This window comes from Escherichia sp. KTE52 (genome assembly GCF_000408325.1).
Taxonomy (GTDB): Bacteria; Pseudomonadota; Gammaproteobacteria; order Enterobacterales; family Enterobacteriaceae; genus Escherichia; species Escherichia marmotae.
Genome location: NZ_KE138677.1, coordinates 987,620 through 1,011,190, shown reverse-complemented (window position 1 = coordinate 1,011,190; position 23,571 = coordinate 987,620). Strand labels below are relative to the sequence as shown.

The 23,571-nt window shown below is 50.9% G+C and carries 22 protein-coding genes and 2 rRNA genes; 16 read left to right on the top strand and 8 right to left on the bottom strand.

All coding sequences use genetic code 11. The features are described from left to right. From A1SC_RS0121655 to kgtP, 3 genes are all read left to right on the top strand, one after another. Positions 1-691 (top strand): 23S ribosomal RNA (locus A1SC_RS0121655); the annotation flags it as partial. 93 nt (positions 692-784) lie between these two features. Then, positions 785-900, top strand: a 5S ribosomal RNA gene (gene rrf, locus A1SC_RS12360). A 359-nt stretch (positions 901-1,259) separates the two neighbouring features. Further along, positions 1,260-2,558: an alpha-ketoglutarate permease gene (gene kgtP / locus A1SC_RS12365; protein ID WP_016249093.1), complete on the top strand. Its 1,299-nt coding sequence runs from the start codon at positions 1,260-1,262 to the stop codon at positions 2,556-2,558. On the opposite strand, the gene A1SC_RS12370 is transcribed toward kgtP, so the two are convergent. From A1SC_RS12370 to trxC, 5 genes are all read right to left on the bottom strand, one after another. Further along, positions 2,555-2,878 (bottom strand): YfiM family lipoprotein, encoded by a 324-nt coding sequence (locus A1SC_RS12370; protein WP_016262268.1) that lies wholly within the window; start codon positions 2,876-2,878, stop codon positions 2,555-2,557. The two genes, kgtP and A1SC_RS12370, sit on opposite strands and share 4 nt — an antisense overlap. 43 nt (positions 2,879-2,921) lie before the next feature. Beyond that, on the bottom strand, positions 2,922-4,277 hold the full coding sequence (gene pssA, locus A1SC_RS12375) for a CDP-diacylglycerol--serine O-phosphatidyltransferase (protein WP_016249092.1): 1,356 nt from the start codon (positions 4,275-4,277) through the stop codon (positions 2,922-2,924). 113 nt (positions 4,278-4,390) lie between these two features. Next, a complete protein-coding gene (patZ, locus tag A1SC_RS12380) occupies positions 4,391-7,051 on the bottom strand; it encodes a peptidyl-lysine N-acetyltransferase PatZ (protein WP_000083023.1) in 2,661 nt (886 codons plus the stop codon). A 31-nt stretch (positions 7,052-7,082) separates the two neighbouring features. Continuing rightward, positions 7,083-7,781: a tRNA-uridine aminocarboxypropyltransferase gene (gene tapT / locus A1SC_RS12385; protein WP_001516900.1), complete on the bottom strand. Its 699-nt coding sequence runs from the start codon at positions 7,779-7,781 to the stop codon at positions 7,083-7,085. Positions 7,782-7,849: 68 nt separating this feature from the next. Beyond that, complete coding sequence (gene trxC, locus A1SC_RS12390) at positions 7,850-8,269, bottom strand: thioredoxin TrxC (RefSeq protein WP_001098736.1); 420 nt, start codon at positions 8,267-8,269, stop codon at positions 7,850-7,852. 206 nt (positions 8,270-8,475) lie between these two features. Between trxC and A1SC_RS12395 the strand changes: the two genes are divergently transcribed. Beyond that, the gene (locus tag A1SC_RS12395; protein ID WP_000997429.1) at positions 8,476-9,513 is read left to right on the top strand and encodes a tRNA/rRNA methyltransferase; all 1,038 of its coding nucleotides are present in this window, start codon (positions 8,476-8,478) and stop codon (positions 9,511-9,513) included. A 47-nt stretch (positions 9,514-9,560) separates the two neighbouring features. On the opposite strand, the gene ung is transcribed toward A1SC_RS12395, so the two are convergent. Then, the gene (ung, locus tag A1SC_RS12400; protein ID WP_016249090.1) at positions 9,561-10,250 is read right to left on the bottom strand and encodes a uracil-DNA glycosylase; all 690 of its coding nucleotides are present in this window, start codon (positions 10,248-10,250) and stop codon (positions 9,561-9,563) included. A gap of 303 nt (positions 10,251-10,553) precedes the next feature. Between ung and grcA the strand changes: the two genes are divergently transcribed. Then, positions 10,554-10,937 (top strand): autonomous glycyl radical cofactor GrcA, encoded by a 384-nt coding sequence (gene grcA / locus A1SC_RS12405; protein WP_000627804.1) that lies wholly within the window; start codon positions 10,554-10,556, stop codon positions 10,935-10,937. A gap of 134 nt (positions 10,938-11,071) precedes the next feature. Here grcA and srmB read toward each other — a convergent pair whose 3' ends face one another. Beyond that, positions 11,072-12,406 carry an ATP-dependent RNA helicase SrmB gene (srmB, locus tag A1SC_RS12410; RefSeq protein ID WP_000219188.1) on the bottom strand — a complete coding sequence of 445 codons (1,335 nt, stop codon included), beginning with the start codon at positions 12,404-12,406 and terminating at the stop codon, positions 11,072-11,074. Positions 12,407-12,537: 131 nt separating this feature from the next. Between srmB and trmN the strand changes: the two genes are divergently transcribed. Then, on the top strand, positions 12,538-13,275 hold the full coding sequence (gene trmN / locus A1SC_RS12415) for a tRNA(1)(Val) (adenine(37)-N(6))-methyltransferase TrmN (RefSeq protein ID WP_010378883.1): 738 nt from the start codon (positions 12,538-12,540) through the stop codon (positions 13,273-13,275). Here trmN and nadB read toward each other — a convergent pair. Beyond that, on the bottom strand, positions 13,260-14,882 hold the full coding sequence (nadB, locus tag A1SC_RS12420) for an L-aspartate oxidase (protein ID WP_016249088.1): 1,623 nt from the start codon (positions 14,880-14,882) through the stop codon (positions 13,260-13,262). The two genes, trmN and nadB, sit on opposite strands and share 16 nt — an antisense overlap. Before the next feature lie 255 nt (positions 14,883-15,137). Here nadB and rseD point away from each other — a divergent pair, with 255 nt between their 5' ends. The 10 genes from rseD (at position 15,138) to recO (ending at position 23,562) form a co-directional block, all read left to right on the top strand. Next, the gene (gene rseD, locus A1SC_RS25050; RefSeq protein WP_010378892.1) at positions 15,138-15,293 is read left to right on the top strand and encodes a rpoE leader peptide RseD; all 156 of its coding nucleotides are present in this window, start codon (positions 15,138-15,140) and stop codon (positions 15,291-15,293) included. Beyond that, entirely contained in the window at positions 15,290-15,865 is a 576-nt protein-coding gene (gene rpoE / locus A1SC_RS12425; protein WP_001295364.1) for an RNA polymerase sigma factor RpoE, read from the top strand. Before rseD ends, rpoE begins: the two co-directional genes overlap by 4 nt. Before the next feature lie 32 nt (positions 15,866-15,897). Continuing rightward, complete coding sequence (gene rseA, locus A1SC_RS12430) at positions 15,898-16,548, top strand: anti-sigma-E factor RseA (RefSeq protein WP_001168447.1); 651 nt, start codon at positions 15,898-15,900, stop codon at positions 16,546-16,548. After that, positions 16,548-17,504, top strand: coding sequence for a sigma-E factor regulatory protein RseB (gene rseB / locus A1SC_RS12435; protein WP_016249086.1), 957 nt, complete (start codon positions 16,548-16,550; stop codon positions 17,502-17,504). The genes rseA and rseB overlap by 1 nt, the downstream gene beginning before the upstream one ends. Beyond that, the gene (rseC, locus tag A1SC_RS12440) at positions 17,501-17,980 is read left to right on the top strand and encodes a SoxR-reducing system protein RseC (RefSeq protein WP_016249085.1); all 480 of its coding nucleotides are present in this window, start codon (positions 17,501-17,503) and stop codon (positions 17,978-17,980) included. The genes rseB and rseC overlap by 4 nt, the downstream gene beginning before the upstream one ends. 197 nt (positions 17,981-18,177) lie before the next feature. Beyond that, the gene (gene lepA / locus A1SC_RS12445) at positions 18,178-19,977 is read left to right on the top strand and encodes a translation elongation factor 4 (protein ID WP_000790174.1); all 1,800 of its coding nucleotides are present in this window, start codon (positions 18,178-18,180) and stop codon (positions 19,975-19,977) included. Between the two features lie 15 nt (positions 19,978-19,992). Next, positions 19,993-20,967: a signal peptidase I gene (gene lepB, locus A1SC_RS12450; protein ID WP_000002549.1), complete on the top strand. Its 975-nt coding sequence runs from the start codon at positions 19,993-19,995 to the stop codon at positions 20,965-20,967. A 272-nt stretch (positions 20,968-21,239) separates the two neighbouring features. Continuing rightward, positions 21,240-21,920 (top strand): ribonuclease III, encoded by a 681-nt coding sequence (gene rnc / locus A1SC_RS12455; protein ID WP_001068343.1) that lies wholly within the window; start codon positions 21,240-21,242, stop codon positions 21,918-21,920. After that, positions 21,917-22,822, top strand: coding sequence for a GTPase Era (era, locus tag A1SC_RS12460; RefSeq protein ID WP_000020738.1), 906 nt, complete (start codon positions 21,917-21,919; stop codon positions 22,820-22,822). Before rnc ends, era begins: the two co-directional genes overlap by 4 nt. An 11-nt stretch (positions 22,823-22,833) precedes the next feature. Then, positions 22,834-23,562 (top strand): DNA repair protein RecO, encoded by a 729-nt coding sequence (gene recO, locus A1SC_RS12465; protein WP_000399390.1) that lies wholly within the window; start codon positions 22,834-22,836, stop codon positions 23,560-23,562. The last annotated feature ends 9 nt before the right edge of the window (positions 23,563-23,571 follow it).

Sequence of the window (23,571 nt, the reverse complement as noted above, 5' to 3'; positions counted from 1 at the left end):
CCGGGTTGCGGACAGTGTCTGGTGGGTAGTTTGACTGGGGCGGTCTCCTCCTAAAGAGTAACGGAGGAGCACGAAGGTTGGCTAATCCTGGTCGGACATCAGGAGGTTAGTGCAATGGCATAAGCCAGCTTGACTGCGAGCGTGACGGCGCGAGCAGGTGCGAAAGCAGGTCATAGTGATCCGGTGGTTCTGAATGGAAGGGCCATCGCTCAACGGATAAAAGGTACTCCGGGGATAACAGGCTGATACCGCCCAAGAGTTCATATCGACGGCGGTGTTTGGCACCTCGATGTCGGCTCATCACATCCTGGGGCTGAAGTAGGTCCCAAGGGTATGGCTGTTCGCCATTTAAAGTGGTACGCGAGCTGGGTTTAGAACGTCGTGAGACAGTTCGGTCCCTATCTGCCGTGGGCGCTGGAGAACTGAGGGGGGCTGCTCCTAGTACGAGAGGACCGGAGTGGACGCATCACTGGTGTTCGGGTTGTCATGCCAATGGCACTGCCCGGTAGCTAAATGCGGAAGAGATAAGTGCTGAAAGCATCTAAGCACGAAACTTGCCCCGAGATGAGTTCTCCCTGAGACTTTAAGTCTCCTGAAGGAACGTTGAAGACGACGACGTTGATAGGCCGGGTGTGTAAGCGCAGCGATGCGTTGAGCTAACCGGTACTAATGAACCGTGAGGCTTAACCTTACAACGCCGAAGATGTTTTGGCGGATGAGAGAAGATTTTCAGCCTGATACAGATTAGATTAGCCGGCGAAAGCGGGTTAATAGACAGAATTTGCCTGGCGGAGATAGCGCGGTGGTCCCACCTGACCCCATGCCGAACTCAGAAGTGAAACGCCGTAGCGCCGATGGTAGTGTGGGGTCTCCCCATGCGAGAGTAGGGAACTGCCAGGCATCAAATAAAGCGAAAGGCCATCCGTAAGGATGGCCTTTTTGCGCTGGTGCGGAAAAAATGCCGGATGCGATGCTGGCGAGCCTTATCTGTCCTGCGCAGGGTTACGGTAGGGGTCAGCAGCGCATTATTCCCCCCTATACGCCAGATTCAGTAGCGGATACGGTTTCCCCAACCTGCCCGCTTCCATACGATCGCCTCACCTGCAATCCATCCTTAATATCCGCAATAATTATTCTTCTGCTAACTAAATTCTCAGTTATGGTTGTGCAAGCAAAATAACAAATGTATAACATTTGTCTTACTAAAAAATAAATAACAACCGACAAAAGCATCGGATTATGGCAGGAGAAATAATGGCATGGCAGAAAACACTGTAACGGCAGACGGCAAACTGACAAGTAGTGATACTCGTCGCCGCATTTGGGCAATTGTAGGGGCCTCATCAGGTAACCTGGTTGAGTGGTTCGATTTCTATGTCTACTCATTTTGTTCCCTCTATTTCGCCCACATCTTCTTCCCTTCAGATAACACAACCACTCAACTACTACAAACTGCCGGTATTTTTGCCGCAGGATTTCTGATGCGTCCAATAGGCGGCTGGTTATTTGGTCGTATTGCTGACAAACATGGCCGTAAGAAATCGATGCTGCTATCGGTATGTATGATGTGTTTTGGATCACTGGTCATAGCCTGCTTGCCAGGCTATGAAACAATTGGCACCTGGGCTCCGGCGTTGTTACTTCTCGCGCGTTTATTCCAGGGATTATCTGTAGGTGGAGAATATGGCACCAGCGCCACCTATATGAGTGAAGTTGCAGTAGAAGGACGCAAAGGGTTTTACGCTTCATTTCAGTATGTCACGTTGATAGGCGGGCAACTTCTGGCATTGTTGGTTGTGGTGGTTTTACAGCATACAATGGAAGATATCGCGCTTAGAGAGTGGGGGTGGCGTATTCCCTTTGCATTAGGCGCGGTGTTAGCCGTTGTGGCGTTATGGTTACGTCGTCAGTTGGATGAAACTTCGCAACAAGAAACGCGAGCTCTAAAAGAAGCGGGTTCAATGAAGGGATTATGGCGCAATCGCCGTGCATTCATCATGGTTCTCGGCTTTACGGCTGCGGGTTCTCTTTGTTTCTATACCTTCACCACCTATATGCAGAAGTATCTGGTGAATACTGCGGGTATGCACGCCAACGTAGCAAGCGGCATTATGACGGCGGCGCTGTTTGTATTTATGCTCATCCAGCCGATAATTGGAGCATTGTCGGATAAGATTGGCCGTCGGACTTCAATGTTATGTTTCGGCTCTCTGGCCGCTATTTTTACCGTCCCCATTCTTTCGGCATTGCAGAACGTCTCCTCACCTTATGCGGCTTTTGGTTTGGTGATGTGTGCCCTGCTGATTGTGAGTTTTTACACTTCAATTAGTGGGATCCTGAAGGCGGAAATGTTCCCGGCACAGGTTCGCGCATTAGGTGTTGGTCTGTCATATGCGGTCGCGAATGCCATATTTGGTGGCTCAGCGGAGTATGTGGCGTTGTCGCTAAAATCGATAGGAATGGAAACGGCATTCTTCTGGTATGTGACATTGATGGCCGTAGTCGCGTTTCTGGTTTCTTTGATGCTACATCATAAAGGGAAGGGGATGCGTCTTTAGTGATGAGCCATTTGCCAGACCGTATAACCGGTGGTGGCACCGGCTACGTCCCAGGCAAAATCTTTCCAGCTCCAGCCGCTCCCTTCGGGGCGGCTATCCCACAGCTCTTTTGACACGCCCAGACTTACAGAGAACATCAACCCGAACATGGCGCTGCGGTCGCGGCTTATCTCCCGATGCTGTGCATATTCATTTCCAGCCGCTGAAAGCATTGCCGAGGCGATAAAGTGTTGCGCTTTATCCTGTCCGCTCCAGCCATCGTTAGCCCTATGGCTGCAACCAGAAAGCAACAATAGCGAACAGGCAAAAAGAATACGCAACGTGGCCTCCAAAAAACAAACCCCGTACAGGACGGGGTTCAGATTACAGGATACGGCTAATTAATCGGTCGATACGGATACGACGCAAGCGACGGATAAGCTTGCGAACCTTCACCGGATAATCGGCAATACTTTGCAGATCGCGGTAGTGCTTAACGATGGTAGTATGCTCGCGGATCAGATCCAACTCTTTCTCACGCTGCGGCGCAAGCTCCAGTTGCGGATCGTGGATCAAAATGGCGTTTTCCAGATCCAGACGCCAGGCGCGAGGGTTCAGGTTATTACCGGTGATCAGCATCCACTTATCATCAACCCACATCCCTTTCAGGTGATAGGTATTGTCGTCATCTTTCCATAACCGGACCACTAACTGGTCAGTATTGACGTAATACTGCAAACGGCTCAGGAAACGACGCAGATTAATCTCGTAGAGATACGGCAGTGCGCCGATAATCTTGAAAGGTTCATCTTCCGGAATGTAGAAGTCATTTGCGGTTTTATCACCGACAATAATTTCGACTTTTTTCCCTTCGCGCAGCAATTGGATGATATTGCGCACGAGGATGGCCGGTAGGTTGAAGTATGGTGTGCAGATGGTCAGTTTTTGCTCGGCACACGGCATAAGATGGAAAATAGTCTTGTTCAACAGACTCGATTTTCCCAGACCCACTAATGGCGTTACGGAGAGTTGATCGTTATCGGCATCGCCCTGGAAATGATAAGCAGCATCACGCAACTCCTGGCGGAACAGGCGGATATCGTTTTTGATTTCCGGGCTTTTCGGACGGTGAATATCATCCAGACGGTTAACACCGCGACCATTCATAATATTCTGTGTAACCCATTCAAACATAATGTCTGACATTTTACGGTTACGGATCAGATGATAGCGGTCGTAGCGGTATTTATCATGCTGATGCAGGTAAACATCGTTCAGGCTGGCACCGCTATAAAGTACGCTATCGTCGATGATAAAGCCTTTAAAGTGCAGAACGCCCAGGGCTTCACGGGTATTGATCGGAACGCCATAAACCGGAACATCTACGCCCGGGTTTTCCTGCGCCATGCGGCAGTACCAGTCAGCATTGGTATTAGATGCCGCAGCGCCAATGCGCCCACGTTGTGCACGATGCCAGTCGACCAGCACCCGCACATCCAGTTCCGGACGCTGCCGTTTAGCCTCATACAACGCGCTCAGAATGCCTTTGCCACCGTCATCCTGCTCAAGATACAGGGCGACAATGCAAATGCGCTGCTTCGCGCTGGCTATTTTTTCCAGCAGTGTCTCCCGGAAGTCGGCGGGAGCGTAAAAAAAATCGACATCATCAACTGATTGAGAAATCTTGGGTAGTTGGGCAAGGTGTTGTTGATGTTTATTACGCTTAAATTTTGACAACATCACAGTGCATTTCTTCTCTGTTCATTGAAGGGTCCTCTGTGCAATGCAGACGACATAAGCGGGCAATAATAACACCAGTCCCGATTAAGTGGTCAACATTTCCAGTACCTTACTCATGATTCCTCGCGCTGGGCAAGATTTAGCGTCAGCCCAACGATCCCCTCTTCGAGCTGGATATCGACGTTAAACCCGAGCTTGCGGGCCAGCGCCACCATGCCACGATTGTTTGGCATCGTAATACCATTCAGACGTTGCAGTCCGTGATCTCGCGTATAGGTAATCAACTTTTCCATTAAGCGTCGACCTAAGCCTAACCCTTTGAGATCCGAGCGCACCAGTACGGCAAATTCGGCATCAATGTTATCAGGATCGGAGATCGCCCGAGTGACGCCAAGGATCTCTTCTTTTTGATCAATACGCCGTACAGCCACAAACGCCATTTCCCGATCGTAGTCGATCTGCGTCATGTTAGCTAAATCTTCATGGGTGAATTCGTTGATCTCGCTAAAGTAACGGTAATAAAGATCTTCTTTGGTGACTCGCGAAATGAATTGCTGAAGTTGTGGCTCATCTTCCGGCAAGATCGGGCGGAACAAGCAACGTTCGCCGTTTTTTAATTCTACCCACTCTTCTAACTGATGTGGGTACGGGCGCACAGCAAGGCGACTTTCGTTATTGCCTTCGAACGGTGCAATATCCACCGTGACATCCAGCGCGGTAAATTCACTGCCGGAAGCCAGTAAAGGGTGAATATCCAGCCGCTGAATTTCTGGGCAATCGACAATCAGGTTGGAAACCTGCACCAGTAACTGGCTTAAGCCCGCGATGTCGAGTGGACGCAGTGCGCTGCGTGCACGAATTTTTTTACTTTTGATTCCCTGAATGACCAGATAGCGAGCCAGATTCATGTTCAGCGGTGGCAGCGCCACGACAGCTTGATCTTCAGGACGCCACTCCACACCGCCTTCACCAAGCATGATCAACGGCCCAAAAACCGGATCGTGTTCCACGACTACACGCAGCTCCTGAGCGCCAGCACGATTAGCCATACTTTGCACCAACAGGCCGTGGATCCGTGCCTGCGGCCAGGCCATTTTTACCCGATCGAAAATAGCGTTCGCGGCTTGCTGGACTTCATTAGCCGTACGTAAATAGAGCATCACGCCCTGAACTTCCGATTTATGCGGAATATCCGGCGAGCGCAATTTCAGCGCCACCGGATAACCAATCTGTTCTGCAATATGCACAGCTTCGGTGCTGTCAGTGGCAATCCAGGTGGGAAGCGTGTTCATGCCATATGCTTGCAGGATTGGCTGAACCTCATGGGTATCGAGCGATGTCGCTCCTTCGGCAATGGCCTGCTGTAGCAGAATATGCGCTTCTGCGGTATTGGAGGTCAGATTGCTGGGTAACGCCGGTGTTTCGCGTAACTGCTTCTGGTTTCGACGGTACTCAACCATATGCATAAAAGCGGTGATAGTTCCTTCCGGTGTGCGATAGGTCGGAAGCCCGGCTTCACTGAATAAACGTCGCGCCTCTTGCGAGGAGTGTTCGCCGCACCAGTTAGTCAGCAGAGAGACATACTTGCTGCGAGGATGATGTTTTACTGCTTCAATTAATGCCTGTGCGCTTTCTGTGGCAGGCGCAGCGGCGCTGGGGGAATGGATAACCATCAGCGCATCAAAATCCTGGCTGTGGAGCAGAATATCCAGCGTTTTGACATAGTGCTCGCTGCTGGCGTCATCGCGTAGATCAAGCGGGTTAGAGATTGCTACATGTTCTGGCAGGGCATCGCGTAGTTTCTGGCAGGCCTCTTCACTTAACGTTGCCAGTTTACCATTGCGCGACCATAAGGCATCCAGCGCCAGTGCGGCAGGAGCAGCACCGTTGCTGATAATCATCAGCCGGTCGCCACGCAACGGACGCATGTGGCTAAGGGTTTCCACCGCCGAAAACAGTTCGTGGGTGTCCTGCACTCGCAACAAACCGGCACGCTGAATAGCTGCATCCCACGCCGGATCCATACCCGCTGTGGTGTTCAGCAATCTTTGCGCCGCCGGACTACGTCCGCTTTTAATCACCAGAATCGGCTTATTTCGCGAGGCACTACGGGCAGCCGACACAAAGCGTCGTGCGTCGCTTAATTGTTCGAGATAGAGCAAGATGGCGCTGGTTTTGCTGTCGCGTGCCAGGTAGTCGAGCAATTCATCAACGTCGATATCCAGGCTGTCACCGAGCGCAATAAAGTATGAAAACCCCATTTCACGCTGTTGCGCCCAGTCGAGGATGGTGTTGGAGACAGCAGCCGATTGTGAAATAAACGCCAGCTTGCCGCGCTTAATTGGCACTGGCGAAAAGCTGGCATTCAGCCCTTGCCAGGGAGCGAGTAATCCCAGACTGTTTGGTCCAAGCAGGCGCATGTTATGGCGCAGAGCGCAGGCGCGTAGGTCTTCGTGTTGTGATGTCGGTGAAGAAAGAATAATGCAGGTTTTACAGCCTTTCTCTCCAAGCTCTTCCAGAAGAGCAAGATTGCGGCTGGCATTAGTACATAGCACTGCGAGGTCAGGAGTAAAAGGCAAACTGGCGATGTCTGGCCATGCCAGCACGCCCTGTACCGCCTTCCAGGCTGGCGTCACCGGCAGCACCGGTCCGTTAAAGCCTCCAGCCAGCAGGTTACGCATCATCAGGTAACCTGCGCGATTGGGTTTCATCGACGCGCCAATTACCGCAATCGATTTTGGTCGCAGTAGTGCTTCCAGTCCTCGCTGACTCATACCGGTCTCCCGCAGAAGTGACCGAATGATTTTAAACGATTTCTAACTGTTCTGCTGTGATACTACCCAGATGTTGCGTTTTTCCTGCCAGATAGCGCGTTTTAAAGCGAGTGAAATGCTCGCCTAAGCCCGTTGCGGCTTTGGTGTCACCCGCCATATCTAAAAGTGCGATGGCTACCTCAGCGGTGCAATATTGGCCTTCACTCTGGGCTTCACGCAGGCGATAGGCAGACAAACGCGAAAGATCGACGGAAATGACGGGAAGATTATCCAGATACGGACTTTTACGAAACATCTTCCGCGCTTCCGGCCAGGTGCCATCGAGCATGATAAATAGCGGTGGCTTACCAGGAGGAGGCGTAAAGATCACTTCTCGTTGCTCATCCGCATACGAGGCAGGAAAAACCACCATTGGCTGATAATACGGGTTTTGCACCAGATCCAGCAGTTCTTGCGATGGTTCGGTACGTGACCATTGAAACGCGACGGTATCTGGCAAGATATCGGCAATCAAACGTCCAGTATTGCTGGGTTTCATTGGCTCGGTGTCAAACATCAGCAAACAAAAGCGGCTTTTTGCTTCCGTTGGGGTGATGGTTGAACAGAGGCATAATTTCTCTGGCAAAAGGCAGCGTTGGCAACGACGAACGCGATTACCACGGGCAAGAAAAGGACGTGTTGCGCGCGCAATACGCTCGGCGCGTAACTGGAGAACAGCGTTTTCGGTCATAAGAGAGCGTCGAAAAAATGCCATTGTCGCAGAGGAGAAAACGGGGCACAAGATGCGCCCCGATAAGATTAAAGAGATTCGTTCAGCCAGCTATCAAACGGTGCTTTCGGCACTGCGCCGTTAAGCATGTCGACAACCTGACCATTTTTGAAAATCATGATCGTCGGAATACTGCGAATACCAAAGCGACTGCTTAATTCACGTTCAGCTTCGGTATTCACTTTTACAAAACGCACTTTACCGCTACGCTCTTGTGCAACATCTTCAAAAATCGGTGCGAAGTTACGGCAAGGGCCGCACCACGGTGCCCAGAAGTCGATCACCACAGGCAGATCGTCTTTCAGCAATTTGTCGAGTGTTTCACCGGTCGCATTAATCACCTCTCCGTCAAACAGGTCGTGACCGCAGCGTCCGCATTTTGCCGCATCGTCAATCCGTTCGTCGGGAATGCGGTTGATGGCCTGACAATGGGTACAAACGGTATTCATAACTAACCTCGGGATGAGTAAGGAGACTTATCGGCAACGACGCCGGTATGTTTCTAATATGTTACATATTATCGAGGGCATTGTTCCAGACAACAATCTGTTTTATTCAATGGGTATGATAGTCGCAGGCTTTGGAACGAAATCATGGCGAACCGCGCGCACTTCGGGTAATCTGCGCGCTTCGCGCAGCGCTGGTGGAGAAAAGCATGAACGATGAAATGAAAAGCAAAAGCGGCAAGGTCAAAGTGATGTATGTCCGCAGTGATGATGATTCTGATAAACGAACCCACAACCCGCGAACCGGGAAAGGGGGCGGGCGTCCAGGAAAATCTCGTGCCGACGGTGGCCGTCGCCCCGCCCGCGATGACAAACAGAGTCAGCCCCGTGACCGCAAGTGGGAAGAGTCGCCGTGGCGAACTGTTTCCCGCGCGCCGGGTGATGAGGCACCGGAAAAGGCCGATCACGGTGGCATCAGTGGTAAAAGTTTTATTGATCCGGAAGTGTTGCGTCGTCAGCGTGCGGAAGAAACCCGCGTCTACGGCGAAAACGCATGTCAGGCACTGTTCCAGAGCCGTCCGGAAGCGATTGTTCGCGCCTGGTTTATCCAGAGTGTAACGCCGCGTTTTAAAGAAGCATTGCGCTGGATGGCGGCAAACCGCAAAGCGTACCACGTGGTAGATGAAGCCGAGCTGGCAAAAGCGTCAGGCACGGAACATCACGGCGGCGTTTGCTTCCTGATCAAAAAGCGCAACGGCACAACCGTGCAGCAGTGGGTAAGCCAGGCAGGTGCACAGGATTGCGTACTGGCGTTGGAAAATGAATCTAACCCACATAATCTGGGCGGGATGATGCGTAGCTGTGCGCACTTCGGCGTGAAAGGTGTTGTTGTGCAGGATGCGGCGTTGCTGGAATCGGGTGCGGCTATCCGTACCGCAGAAGGTGGCGCAGAGCATGTGCAACCGATTACTGGCGACAACATTGTCAATGTGCTGGATGATTTCCGTCAGGCGGGTTACACCGTGGTGACCACTTCCAGCGAACAGGGCCAACCACTGTTCAAAACCAGTTTGCCAGCGAAAATGGTGTTGGTTTTGGGGCAGGAATATGAAGGGTTACCAGATGCTGCGCGTGATCCAAACGATCTGCGAGTGAAGATTGACGGTACTGGCAATGTTGCTGGTCTGAATATCTCTGTCGCAACGGGTGTTCTGCTTGGTGAATGGTGGCGTCAGAATAAAGCCTGATAAATCAGCCGGATGGCAGTTCTGCCATCCGGCATTTTCCCGCAAATTTACTCGCTCTCTGCCGGTAATACAGGTATCCAGTTAATCGGCTTCTCGCCACGTTGTTCCAGCCACTGATTTGCCAGTACAAAATGGTTACAGCCAAAGAATCCACGATGGGCCGATAACGGCGACGGATGCGGTGCTTTCAGTACGTGATGGCGTTGCTTATCTATAATTGCCCCTTTCTTTTGCGCATGCGACCCCCACAGTAAAAACACCACGCCTTCGCGATGCTGATTAATCAGGCTGATGACTTTATCGGTGAACGTCTCCCAGCCGAGGCTGGCGTGGGAATGCGCCTGACCTGCACGTACAGTCAATACGGTATTGAGCAGCAGCACGCCCTGGCGCGCCCAGCTTTCCAGGTAACCATGCGTCGGGCGGGTAAAGCCTGGGATGGTATTTTCCAGCTCTTTATACATATTCAGCAGTGACGGCGGTGTCGCAATACCGGGACGAACAGAAAATGCCAGACCATGTGCCTGTCCAGGTCCGTGGTAAGGATCCTGGCCGAGAATCACAACTTTGACATCGCCCAACTCAGTAAAACGGAAGGCATTAAAGACATCTTTTTGTGGCGGATAGATAGTGATGCCAGACTGCCGCTCACTGGCGACGGTCTGAAGGGTATTAAGAAAATAGGGTTGCTGCTTCTCTTCAGCCAGCACGTCATGCCAGGTTAATTCGTTAGCCATCTCGCTCTCCTGCGGATCTTCAATCCACCTAGCTTAACTGCTTCTTTCTACAGAACAAAATCAAGCTCATTTTTTAGACATAATCGAGCGCAAAAAAATGTAAATTGGTAAAATTTCACACCCGCATAAGTTGATGTAAAACAATAAAATCTATTTGCGACCACGTTTAGTGTGTGGTTTTTATTGATTTAAATCAAAGAATCAAGGGTGTTTGAGGAGTATATATACACTCAAGCAACAATGGTTTTACCAATTGGCCGCGACAGGCTGACAAATCAAATAATTTTGCCGGGGAGGCATCACATGATTACAGGTATCCAGATTACTAAAGCCGCTAATGACGATCTGCTGAACTCTTTCTGGCTGCTGGACAGCGAAAAAGGCGAAGCGCGTTGCATCGTTGCGAAAGCAGGTTTTGCAGAAGACGAAGTGGTTGCAGTAAGCAAACTGGGTGATATTGAATACCGTGAAGTTCCAGTAGAAGTTAAACCAGAAGTTCGCGTGGAAGGTGGTCAGCACCTGAACGTAAACGTTCTGCGTCGCGAAACTCTGGAAGATGCTGTTAAGCATCCGGAAAAATATCCGCAGTTGACTATCCGTGTATCCGGTTATGCAGTTCGCTTCAACTCTCTGACTCCGGAACAGCAGCGCGACGTTATCGCTCGTACCTTTACTGAAAGCCTGTAAGGCTTAAGTAGCAAGATATTACAGAAGCGGAAGAGGGTGACCTCTTCCGCTTTTTGTCTATATAGATAACCATCAGTCAGGCTGGTGGTTATCTATAGACAAAAATAATGCCGGGATAAAACCCGGCATTATTTTTACTCTTCTGTCGTTTGCGGCGGCACGCCTGTTCCGCTTGGTTTGCGGCGCTTACCAATATTTTTGGTATCGCGGTGGCGTTTTTTCACCCGTGGCTTCTCTTTCTCTTTAGCCTTTTTCTTCTCGGCGCGTTTTGCCAGGACTTTCTTCGATGGTTTACCCGTCTGTTTCTCGCTTGGCGCACGCGTTTTCGGGCGTAACTCATCAATAACGCGAGCTTTAATCGGCTCTTCAATATAACGACTAACTTTGCCCAGCAGCAGATGGTCATGGGCTTCAACCAGTGAAATCGCGATCCCTTTACGACCGGCGCGAGCGGTACGCCCGATTCGGTGCAAATAGGTATCGCCACTGCGCGGCATATCGAAGTTAAAGACGTGGCTGACATCCGGAATGTCGATACCACGTGCGGCAACGTCGGTGGCAACCAGCACGTTTACGCGACCTTCAGTCAGACGCTTAATTGCTTCATTACGCTTGCCTTGTACCATCTCACCTTCGAGATAGCAGTTGTTGATGCCTGCTTCGCGCAACCAGTTTGCCAGTTCATGCACACGCTCACGCTTGCGCACAAATACGATTGAGCGAGTCGCTTCCGGCTGTTTTAACAGATGTACCAGCAACGCAGTTTTATGCTCAAGGTCATCGGCACGGTAATACCACTGATGAATCTTTTTGCGCTCACGGGTGGATGGATTAGCAGAAACTTCCACCGGATCCTCCAGCAGACGTTCGGCAAAATCCTGAATGGCATCGCCTTCCAGCGTAGCTGAGAAGAGCAGGGTTTGCTTACGCCAGCGAGTTTCGCCAGCAATATGTTCGATATCCTGGGCGAAGCCCATATCCAGCATACGGTCTGCTTCGTCAAGGATCAGTGTTTCAACCGCGCGGCAATCGAAGTTCTCTTCTTTTATGTATTGCAGCAGACGTCCGGTCGTGGCGACCACGATGTCCTGGTTTTCGCTGAACACTTCCGCGTGGTTCATATAGGCCACGCCGCCGGTGATGGTGGCAATATCCAGATGTGTATGTTTCGCCAGTTCACGGGCATGATCGGCCACCTGCATCGCCAGTTCGCGAGTTGGGGTGAGGATCAAAATACGCGGTGGACCGGATTTCTTACGCGGGAAATCGAGCAGGTGCTGCAACGCTGGCAGCAGATACGCCGCCGTTTTACCGGTGCCTGTCGGCGCAGAACCGAGTACATCACGGCCATCGAGCGCAGGCGGAATGGCGGCAGCCTGAATGGCGGTCGGGCGAGTGAAACCTTTATCCTGGAGGGCTTCCAGCAGGCTTTCGTCGAGTTCAAGTTCGGAAAAAGTCGTTACAGTCATGTTCTACCTCTGTGTGGGGCGCTGATTATAGACGTTACGGCTGCAATCTTCATCTGTTTGTATGGATATCGCTTCTCAGGTATTGTTCTTACCCGGTGCTATCGCCGTTTTTACAGCAAGGTTTTATTTTCATGTCACAGTCTACATCCGTGCTTCGTCGTAATGGATTTACTTTTAAACAGTTTTTTGTCGCGCACGATCGCTGTGCGATGAAAGTGGGAACGGATGGAATTTTACTGGGCGCATGGGCTCCTGTGGCAGGGGTAAAACGCTGCCTTGATATCGGCAGTGGTAGCGGGCTACTGGCGCTAATGCTGGCGCAACGAACTGATGACAGCGTGATGATTGATGCAGTTGAACTGGAAAGTGAGGCAGCGGCTCAGGCGCAGGAAAATATCGCGCAGTCCCCGTGGGCAGAGCGGATTAATATCCATACGGCGGATATTCAGCAGTGGATAACCCAGCAGGCCGCGCGTTTTGACTTAATTATCAGTAACCCGCCGTATTATCAGCAGGGGGTTGAGTGCGCGACGCCGCAACGGGAACAGGCGCGCTATACCACTACGTTGGATCACCAGACGTTGCTTACTTGTGCGGCAGAATGCATTACCGAAGAGGGATTTTTCTGCGTGGTGCTGCCGGAGCAGATTGGTAATGGTTTTACTGAACTGGCATTAAGCATGGGATGGCATTTACGTTTACGGACGGACGTGGCGGAAAACGAGGCTCGATTACCGCATCGGGTGCTACTGGCATTCTCCCCACTGGCGGGGGAATACTTTAGCGATCGGTTAGTGATTCGTGGGCCAGACCAGAACTATTCTGAAGCGTATACGGCGCTGACCCAGGCTTTTTATTTGTTTATGTAATGATGGCCAGGCGAGAGAATCGACGGACCGGAATGCGTGAGCAACTCCGGGTAGTCCAGCGTGTAATGCAAGCCCCGACTCTCCTTGCGCATCATCGCGCAGCGAACAATTAACTCGGCAACCTGCACCAGATTACGCAGTTCCAGTAAATTATTCGACACCCGAAAGTGGGCATAATATTCGTCTATTTCCTGCTGCAACATATTGATCCGTCGCAGGGCACGCTCCAGGCGCTTTGTTGTGCGCACAATACCGACGTAATCCCACATAAACAGACGCAGCTCATGCCAGTTATGTTGGAGCACCACCAGCTCGTCAGGATCCTCAACGCGGCTTTCATCCCATGACGGCAAGCGGTTGACGCCACGTGCATAAGGCATCCGTCTTTCAATGTCTTCCGCCGCCGACCAGCCGTAGACCAGACATTCCAGCAATGAGTTAGAGGCCATTCGGTTAGCGCCATGTAATCCTGTGTAGCTCACTTCGCCAATCGCATACAGCCCATCAACATCAGTACGCCCATAGTCATCCACCATTACACCGCCGCAAGTATAGTGCGCAGCAGGTACTATCGGCACAGGCTCTTTAGTGAGATCAATACCCAGACCCAGCAACTTTTCATAAATCATCGGGAAATGCTGACAAATAAAATCCGCAGGCTTATGACTAATATCCAGGAACATACAATCCGCGCCGAGGCGTTTCATTTCATAGTCAATAGCGCGGGCAACAATATCGCGCGGAGCCAGTTCACCACGCTCATCAAAATCGGGCATAAAGCGTGTGCCGTCCGGGCGCTTCAAATAAGCGCCTTCGCCACGTAAAGCTTCCGTTAACAGGAAGTTCCGCGCCTGTGGATGATACAGCGCCGTTGGGTGGAACTGATTAAATTCGAGATTAGCAACCCGGCAACCGGCGCGCCAGGCCATGGCAATACCATCACCAGAGGAAATATCCGGATTGGTGGTGTACTGATAAACCTTCGATGCGCCGCCAGTTGCCAGCACCACAGCTTTCGCATGACAGGTTTCTACCGCTTCTTTATTGCGATTCCACACCCATGCTCCGACCACTCGTCGCGTCCCCGGCAGACCAATTTTGTCGGAAATAATCAGATCGACTGCGTTGCTGCGTTCCAGTACACGAATATTCGGATGACTCTGCGCCTTGCTCACCAGCGTAGTTTCTACTTCTTTACCAGTGGCGTCGGCGGCATGAAGAATACGGCGGTGGCTATGACCGCCTTCACGGGTCAGATGGTAACTTTCTTCCCCATTTGGTTGCACCTGGGTATCAAACAATACCCCTTGATCGATCAACCATTGCACACAGGAACGCGCATTGCTGGCAACAAACTTAACCGCATGGCTATCGCAAATTCCGGCACCGGCAACCAACGTATCTTCCACATGTGAATCGATACTGTCAGTTTCATCAAACACGGCAGCAATTCCGCCCTGGGCGTAAAACGTCGAGCCTTCAGTAACAGAGCCTTTGCTAAGAACGATGACATGATGCTTATCTGCCAGACGTAGTGCCAGTGAAAGCCCGGCAGCGCCACTACCGATAATCAACACATCACAAGAATATTCAGGGAAAGTATTCATTTTTGTTGTTTAATTTACTAAACACAGTCCGGTCAGCATAGCATCACGTTGTACAATTAAACACCTGCTATTTTAATGTTTGTTACAATGGCTAAACATATTGTTTCTGGGAGGCGGAAAAAAGGGAAGTTGCTCGTCGACGGAGGATTAGGTGGTGAAATAAAAAGGCCGTTGGGTTACTCTTCAGGCAGTTAAATGGGCATTTCTGCACAGATAATGCGTTATTCAGATTCTGTAGACTTATAATGATAGATAATGATCCGTCTACAGCATGACAAACAAAAACAGATGCGTTACGGAACTTTACAAAAACGAGACACTCTAATCTTTTGCTTGCTCAAATTGCAGCTAATGGAGTGGCGTTTCGACAGCGCGTGGAAATTTGGTTTGGGGAGACTTTACCTCGGATGAGCGAGCAGTTAACGGACCAGGTCCTGGTTGAACGGGTCCAGAAGGGAGATCAGAAAGCTTTTAACTTACTGGTAGTGCGCTATCAGCATAAAGTGGCGAGTCTGGTTTCCCGCTATGTGCCGTCGGGTGATGTTCCCGATGTGGTACAAGAAGCTTTTATTAAAGCCTATCGTGCGCTGGATTCGTTCCGGGGAGATAGTGCTTTTTATACATGGCTGTATCGGATTGCTGTTAATACGGCAAAAAATTACCTGGTTGCTCAGGGGCGTCGTCCACCTTCCAGCGATGTGGATGCCATTGAAGCAGAAAACTTCGAAAGTGGCGGCGCGCTGAAAGAAATTTCGAACCCTGAGAACTTAATGTTGTCAGAAGAACTGAGACAGATAGTTTTCCGAACTATTGAGTCCCTCCCGGAAGATTTACGCATGGCAATAACCTTGCGGGAGCTGGATGGCCTGAGCTATGAAGAGATAGCCGCTATCATGGATTGTCCGGTGGGTACGGTGCGTTCACGTATCTTCCGAGCGAGGGAAGCTATTGATAATAAAGTTCAACCGCTTATCAGGCGTTGACGATAGCGGGATACTGGATAAGGGTATTAGGCATGCAGAAAGAACAACTTTCCGCTTTAATGGATGGCGAAACGCTGGATAGTGAGCTGCTTAACGAACTGGCTCACAACCCGGAGATGCAGAAAACCTGGGAAAATTATCACTTAATCCGTGACTCTATGCGGGGTGATACTCCCGAGGTACTCCATTTCGATATCTCTTCACGCGTGATGGCCGCCATTGAAGAAGAGCCCGTTCGCCAACCGACGATATTGATCCCAGAGGCTCAGCCTGCGCCGCATCAATGGCAGAAAATGCCATTCTGGCAGAAAGTTCGTCCGTGGGCGGCACAGCTCACCCAAATGGGTGTAGCGGCATGCGTATCGCTTGCAGTTATCGTTGGCGTCCAGCACTATAATGGACAATCTGAAACGTCCCAGCAGCCCGAAACACCGGTATTTAATACTCTGCCGATGATGGGTAAAGCCAGTCCGGTAAGCCTGGGAGTACCTTCTGAAGCGACCGCGAACAATGGTCAACAGCAGCAGGTACAGGAGCAGCGTCGTCGCATTAATGCCATGTTGCAGGATTACGAATTGCAACGTCGACTCCACTCCGAACAGCTTCAGTTTGAGCAGGCACAGACACAGCAAGCCGCTGTACAGGTGCCAGGAATTCAAACTTTAGGAACGCAATCGCAGTAATGAAGCAACTTTGGTTTGCCATGTCATTAGTGACAGGTAGCCTGTTATTCTCTGCTAACGCCTCGGCCACTCCCGCGTCCGGGGCGTTATTACAGCAGATGAACCTGGCTAGCCAGTCACTGAATTACGAGCTGTCATTCATCAGCATCAATAAACAAGGTGTTGAGTCTCTGCGTTATCGACATGCACGCCTCGATAACCGTCCTCTTGCACAGTTGTTGCAAATGGATGGCCCGCGCCGGGAAGTGGTACAGCGCGGCAATGAAATCAGCTACTTTGAACCGGGTCTTGAACCGTTCACTCTTAATGGCGATTACATTGTTGATTCTCTGCCATCGCTCATCTATACCGATTTCAAACGCCTTTCTCCTTACTACGACTTTATCTCTGTGGGGCGCACCCGTATTGCTGACCGCTTATGTGAGGTAATCCGCGTGGTAGCCCGTGATGGCACACGCTACAGCTACATCGTGTGGATGGACACCGAATCGAAATTACCGATGCGGGTTGATCTCCTTGATCGCGATGGTGAGACACTGGAGCAATTCCGCGTGATCGCTTTCAACGTTAATCAGGATATCAGCAACAGTATGCAGACACTGGCGAAGGCAAACTTGCCGCCTCTGCTTTCTGTACCTGTTGGTGAGAAAGCCAAATTTAACTGGACTCCAACCTGGTTGCCACAGGGCTTTAGCGAAGTTTCCAGCAGTCGACGTCCGTTACCGACGATGGATAACATGCCCATCGAATCGCGTCTCTATTCCGACGGGTTGTTCAGCTTCTCGGTAAACGTTAACCGCGCTACGCCATCCAGTACCGATCAGATGTTGCGAACCGGACGCCGAACAGTCAGCACCAGCATACGCGACAACGCGGAAATCACCATCGTTGGTGAACTGCCACCGCAAACGGCGAAACGAATTGCCGAGAATATTAAGTTTGGGGCAGCGGAATGATCAAAGAGTGGGCTACTGTCGTCTCCTGGCAAAACGGGCAGGCGCTGGTCAGTTGCGATGTTAAAGCTTCATGCAGCAGTTGCGCTTCCCGCGCAGGTTGCGGCAGTCGCGTGTTGAATAAACTAGGCCCGCAAACCACACATACCATCGTCGTATCCTGTGATGAACCGTTAGTGCCGGGGCAGAAAGTTGAATTGGGAATCGCTGAAAGCAGCCTGCTTAGCTCCGCATTATTGGTTTATATGTCGCCGCTGGTGGGATTATTCCTTGTCGCTTCGTTATTTCAGCTACTCTTTGCTTCAGATATTGCAGCATTATGCGGAGCAATCCTCGGCGGCGTTGGTGGATTCCTGATTGCGCGAGGATACTCACGTAAGTTTGCCGCCCGAACAGAATGGCAACCGATCATCTTAAGTGTGGCATTGCCGCCTGGCCTTGTGCGATATGAAGCATCTTCGGAAGACGCGAGCCAGTGATTTCACTGGCTTTATTGTATTTTGCATAACAAATGCGAGGACGTTTCCAGATACCACAATCCATACGGTATGAACATTTCCTCGCCTCAATGTTGTAGTGTAGAATGCGGCGTTTCTATTAATACAGACGTTAAGCTCAGAACAGCGACTTCTAAAAGCCTGGTTAACCGGGCATTAAGGCACAATAATCATACTTTATGAAGAATATACGTAACTTTTCGATCATAGCTCACATTGACCACGGTAAATCGACGCTGTCTGACCGTATTATCCAGATCTGCGGTGGCCTGTCTGACCGTGAAATGGAGGCACAGGTTCTCGATTCCATGGATCTTGAGCGTGAGCGTGGTATTACTATCAAAGCGCAGAGCGTGACGCTGGACTATAAAGCGTCCGATGGCGAAACCTATCAACTTAACTTTATCGACACCCCGGGTCACGTGGACTTCTCCTATGAAGTATCCCGTTCGCTGGCTGCTTGTGAAGGTGCATTGTTAGTGGTCGATGCAGGGCAGGGCGTAGAAGCGCAAACCCTGGCAAACTGCTACACCGCGATGGAAATGGACCTCGAGGTGGTGCCGGTACTTAACAAAATTGACTTACCAGCAGCCGATCCTGAACGCGTTGCGGAAGAAATCGAAGATATCGTCGGCATCGACGCTACCGACGCAGTGCGTTGCTCGGCAAAAACAGGTGTTGGTGTGCAGGATGTACTGGAACGTCTGGTGCGTGACATTCCGCCGCCGGAGGGAGATCCAGAAGGCCCATTGCAGGCACTGATTATCGACTCCTGGTTCGACAACTACCTGGGCGTTGTTTCACTTATCCGTATTAAAAACGGCACCCTGCGTAAGGGTGATAAAGTGAAAGTCATGAGTACCGGGCAGACTTATAACGCCGACCGCCTGGGTATTTTCACGCCGAAACAAGTTGATCGTACTGAACTGAAATGTGGTGAAGTAGGTTGGTTGGTTTGTGCGATTAAAGATATTCACGGTGCACCAGTAGGCGATACCTTAACGCTGGCGCGTAATCCGGCAGAAAAAGCGCTGCCAGGCTTTAAGAAAGTTAAACCTCAGGTTTATGCCGGTCTGTTCCCGGTAAGTTCCGACGACTATGAAGCCTTCCGCGACGCGCTGGGCAAATTGAGTCTGAACGATGCCTCTCTGTTCTACGAGCCGGAAAGTTCTACAGCGCTGGGCTTTGGCTTCCGCTGCGGCTTCCTCGGCCTGCTGCATATGGAGATCATTCAGGAACGTCTGGAACGTGAATACGATCTTGACCTGATTACCACGGCACCGACAGTAGTGTATGAAGTAGAAACTACGGGGAAAGAAGTTATCTACGTCGACAGCCCGTCTAAGCTGCCAGCAGTGAATAACATCTACGAACTGCGTGAGCCGATCGCGGAATGTCACATGCTGCTGCCGCAGGCATATCTCGGTAACGTTATTACGCTGTGCGTAGAAAAACGTGGTGTACAGACCAATATGGTTTACCACGGTAATCAGGTGGCGCTGACGTACGAGATCCCGATGGCGGAAGTGGTGCTCGACTTCTTCGATCGCCTGAAATCTACCTCGCGTGGTTATGCGTCTCTGGATTACAACTTCAAACGCTTCCAGGCTTCCGACATGGTGCGTGTTGACGTTTTAATCAACGGTGAACGTGTCGATGCGCTGGCGTTGATCACCCACCGTGATAATTCGCAAAACCGTGGTCGCGAGCTGGTGGAGAAGATGAAAGATCTAATCCCACGCCAGCAGTTTGATATTGCCATTCAGGCAGCGATTGGTACGCACATTATCGCGCGTTCCACCGTGAAGCAGCTTCGTAAAAACGTACTGGCCAAATGTTATGGCGGCGATATCAGCCGTAAGAAAAAGCTGCTGCAGAAGCAGAAAGAAGGTAAGAAACGCATGAAGCAGATCGGTAACGTCGAGCTGCCGCAGGAAGCGTTCCTCGCCATTCTGCATGTCGGCAAAGACAACAAATAATCTTTAGGAGTTGGCATGGCGAATATGTTTGCCCTGATTCTGGTGATTGCCACACTGGTGACGGGCATTTTATGGTGCGTGGATAAATTCTTTTTCGCACCTAAACGGCGGGAACGTCAGGCAGCAGCGCAGGCGGCTGCTGGAGACTCACTGGATAAAGCTACGCTGAAAAAAGTTGCGCCAAAACCAGGTTGGCTGGAAACCGGTGCTTCTGTATTTCCGGTGCTGGCACTAGTGTTAATTGTGCGTTCATTTATTTATGAACCGTTCCAGATCCCGTCAGGTTCGATGATGCCGACTCTGTTAATCGGTGACTTCATTCTGGTGGAGAAATTTGCCTACGGTATTAAAGATCCTATCTACCAGAAAACGCTGATCGAAACCGGCCATCCGAAACGTGGTGATATTGTGGTCTTTAAATACCCGGAAGATCCAAAGCTTGATTACATCAAGCGTGCGGTTGGCTTACCGGGCGATAAAGTCACTTACGATCCGGTTGCGAAAGAGCTGACTATTCAACCTGGATGCAGTTCCGGTCAGGCGTGTGAAAACGCGCTACCGGTAACGTATTCCAACGTGGAGCCGAGCGATTTTGTTCAAACCTTCTCTCGTCGTAATGGTGGGGAAGCGACCAGCGGATTCTTTGAAGTGCCGAAAAACGAAACTAAAGAAAACGGTATTCGTCTTTCTGAACGTAAAGAGACACTGGGTGATGTTACACACCGCATCCTGACAGTACCTATCGCTCAGGACCAGGTAGGGATGTATTACCAGCAGCCAGGGCAACAACTGGCAACCTGGATTGTCCCGCCGGGCCAATACTTCATGATGGGTGACAACCGCGATAACAGCGCGGACAGTCGTTACTGGGGTTTTGTGCCAGAAGCTAACCTGGTGGGTCGGGCGACGGCTATCTGGATGAGTTTCGATAAACAGGAAGGCGAATGGCCAACTGGCGTTCGTTTAAGTCGCATCGGCGGCATTCACTAATTGTCGTTATCCGTTCACGTTGTCACTGTTATGGTGGCAACGTGAATTATTTATGAGATAAATCTCCCGTGGCTAACGACATCCCTTGTCGTTGTGTATAGAATATTCCCCCGAAGTTTCAGGTTGGCGCCTTCTGGTCGCCACGGCACACGAAACAGCGTTGGTCCCCATATACAGGTCAACTGAAACTGCTGAAAAGCTGTTAGCAGAACCCTGCATATCAGGTCTGTTTCGTGTGCTGAATTGTTGACGCATTTATTTATTGGTATCGCATGAACCCCATCGTAATTAATCGGCTTCAACGGAAGCTGGGCTACACTTTTAATCATCAGGAACTGCTGCAGCAGGCATTAACTCACCGCAGTGCCAGCAGTAAACATAACGAGCGTCTGGAATTTTTAGGCGACTCTATTCTAAGCTACGTTATCGCTAATGCGTTGTATCACCGTTTCCCGCGAGTGGATGAAGGGGATATGAGCCGGATGCGCGCCACGCTGGTACGCGGTAATACGCTGGCAGAACTGGCTCGTGAATTTGAGTTAGGCGAGTGCTTGCGTTTAGGGCCGGGTGAACTTAAAAGCGGTGGATTTCGTCGCGAGTCAATTCTTGCTGACACCGTTGAAGCATTAATTGGCGGCGTATTCCTCGACAGCGATATTCAGACTGTCGAGAAATTAATCCTTAACTGGTATCAAACTCGTCTGGACGAAATTAGTCCGGGCGATAAACAAAAAGATCCGAAAACGCGCTTGCAGGAATATTTGCAGGGGCGCCATCTGCCTCTGCCAACTTATCTGGTGGTCCAGGTACGTGGCGAAGCGCACGATCAGGAATTTACGATCCACTGCCAGGTTAGCGGCCTGAGCGAACCGGTGGTTGGCACAGGTTCAAGCCGTCGTAAGGCTGAACAGGCTGCCGCCGAACAGGCGTTGAAAAAACTGGAGCTGGAATGAGCATCGATAAAAGTTACTGCGGATTTATTGCCATCGTCGGACGTCCGAATGTTGGCAAATCCACATTGTTGAATAAACTGTTAGGGCAGAAAATCTCCATCACCTCCCGCAAGGCGCAGACTACACGTCACCGTATTGTGGGTATCCATACTGAAGGTGCGTATCAGGCGATCTACGTTGATACCCCGGGCCTGCATATGGAAGAGAAGCGTGCCATTAACCGCTTGATGAACAAAGCGGCAAGCAGCTCCATTGGCGACGTTGAGCTGGTTATTTTTGTCGTTGAAGGCACCCGTTGGACGCCGGACGATGAAATGGTGCTCAACAAGCTGCGTGACGGTAAAGCGCCGGTGATTCTCGCGGTGAACAAAGTAGACAACGTGCAGGAGAAAGCCGATCTACTGCCGCACTTACAGTTTCTGGCAAGCCAAATGAATTTCCTCGATATCGTGCCAATCTCAGCCGAAACTGGGCTAAACGTCGACACTATCGCGGCAATTGTACGCAAACATCTTCCAGAAGCGACGCATCACTTCCCGGAAGATTACATTACCGATCGTTCGCAGCGGTTTATGGCCTCTGAAATCATTCGTGAAAAGCTGATGCGTTTCCTCGGTGCAGAACTGCCGTACTCTGTAACCGTGGAGATCGAACGTTTTGTCACCAATGAGCGCGGTGGTTATGACATCAACGGTTTGATTCTCGTTGAGCGTGAAGGGCAGAAGAAGATGGTAATTGGCAACAAAGGGGCCAAGATCAAAACCATCGGTATTGAAGCGCGTAAAGACATGCAAGAAATGTTCGAAGCGCCTGTCCACCTTGAGCTATGGGTGAAAGTGAAATCTGGTTGGGCCGACGATGAACGCGCACTGCGTAGTCTCGGTTACGTTGACGATCTCTAAGAGTTACACCGATGGAAGGCTGGCAGCGCGCATTCGTACTGCATAGTCGTCCCTGGAGCGAAACCAGCCTGATGCTGGACGTCTTCACGGAGGAATCGGGACGCGTGCGTCTGGTTGCTAAAGGCGCACGTTCAAAACGTTCTACCCTGAAAGGCGCATTGCAGCCTTTCACCCCCCTCTTGCTTCGTTTTGGCGGGCGCGGTGAAGTCAAAACGCTGCGCAGTGCTGAAGCCGTCTCGCTGGCACTGCCGCTAAGCGGTATCACGCTTTACAGCGGGCTTTACATCAACGAACTCCTCTCCCGCGTACTGGAATACGAAACACGCTTTTCGGAACTTTTTTTCGATTATTTGCATTGTATCCAGGCACTGGCAGGGATCACAGGTACGCCAGAACCGGCGTTGCGTCGTTTTGAACTGGCGCTCCTTGGGCATCTGGGTTATGGCGTCAATTTTACCCATTGCGCAGGTAGCGGTGAGCCGGTGGATGACAACATGACGTATCGTTACCGCGAAGAAAAAGGATTTATCGCCAGTGTGGTTATCGACAATAAAACCTTTACCGGACGGCAGTTGAAAGCGTTACATGCGCGGGAATTTCCTGACGCAGACACATTGCGCGCCGCGAAACGCTTTACCCGTATGGCCCTTAAGCCTTATCTTGGCGGTAAACCTTTAAAAAGCAGGGAACTGTTCCGGCAGTTTATACCTAAGCGGACAGTGAAAACATTTAATGACTGATGAGGATTG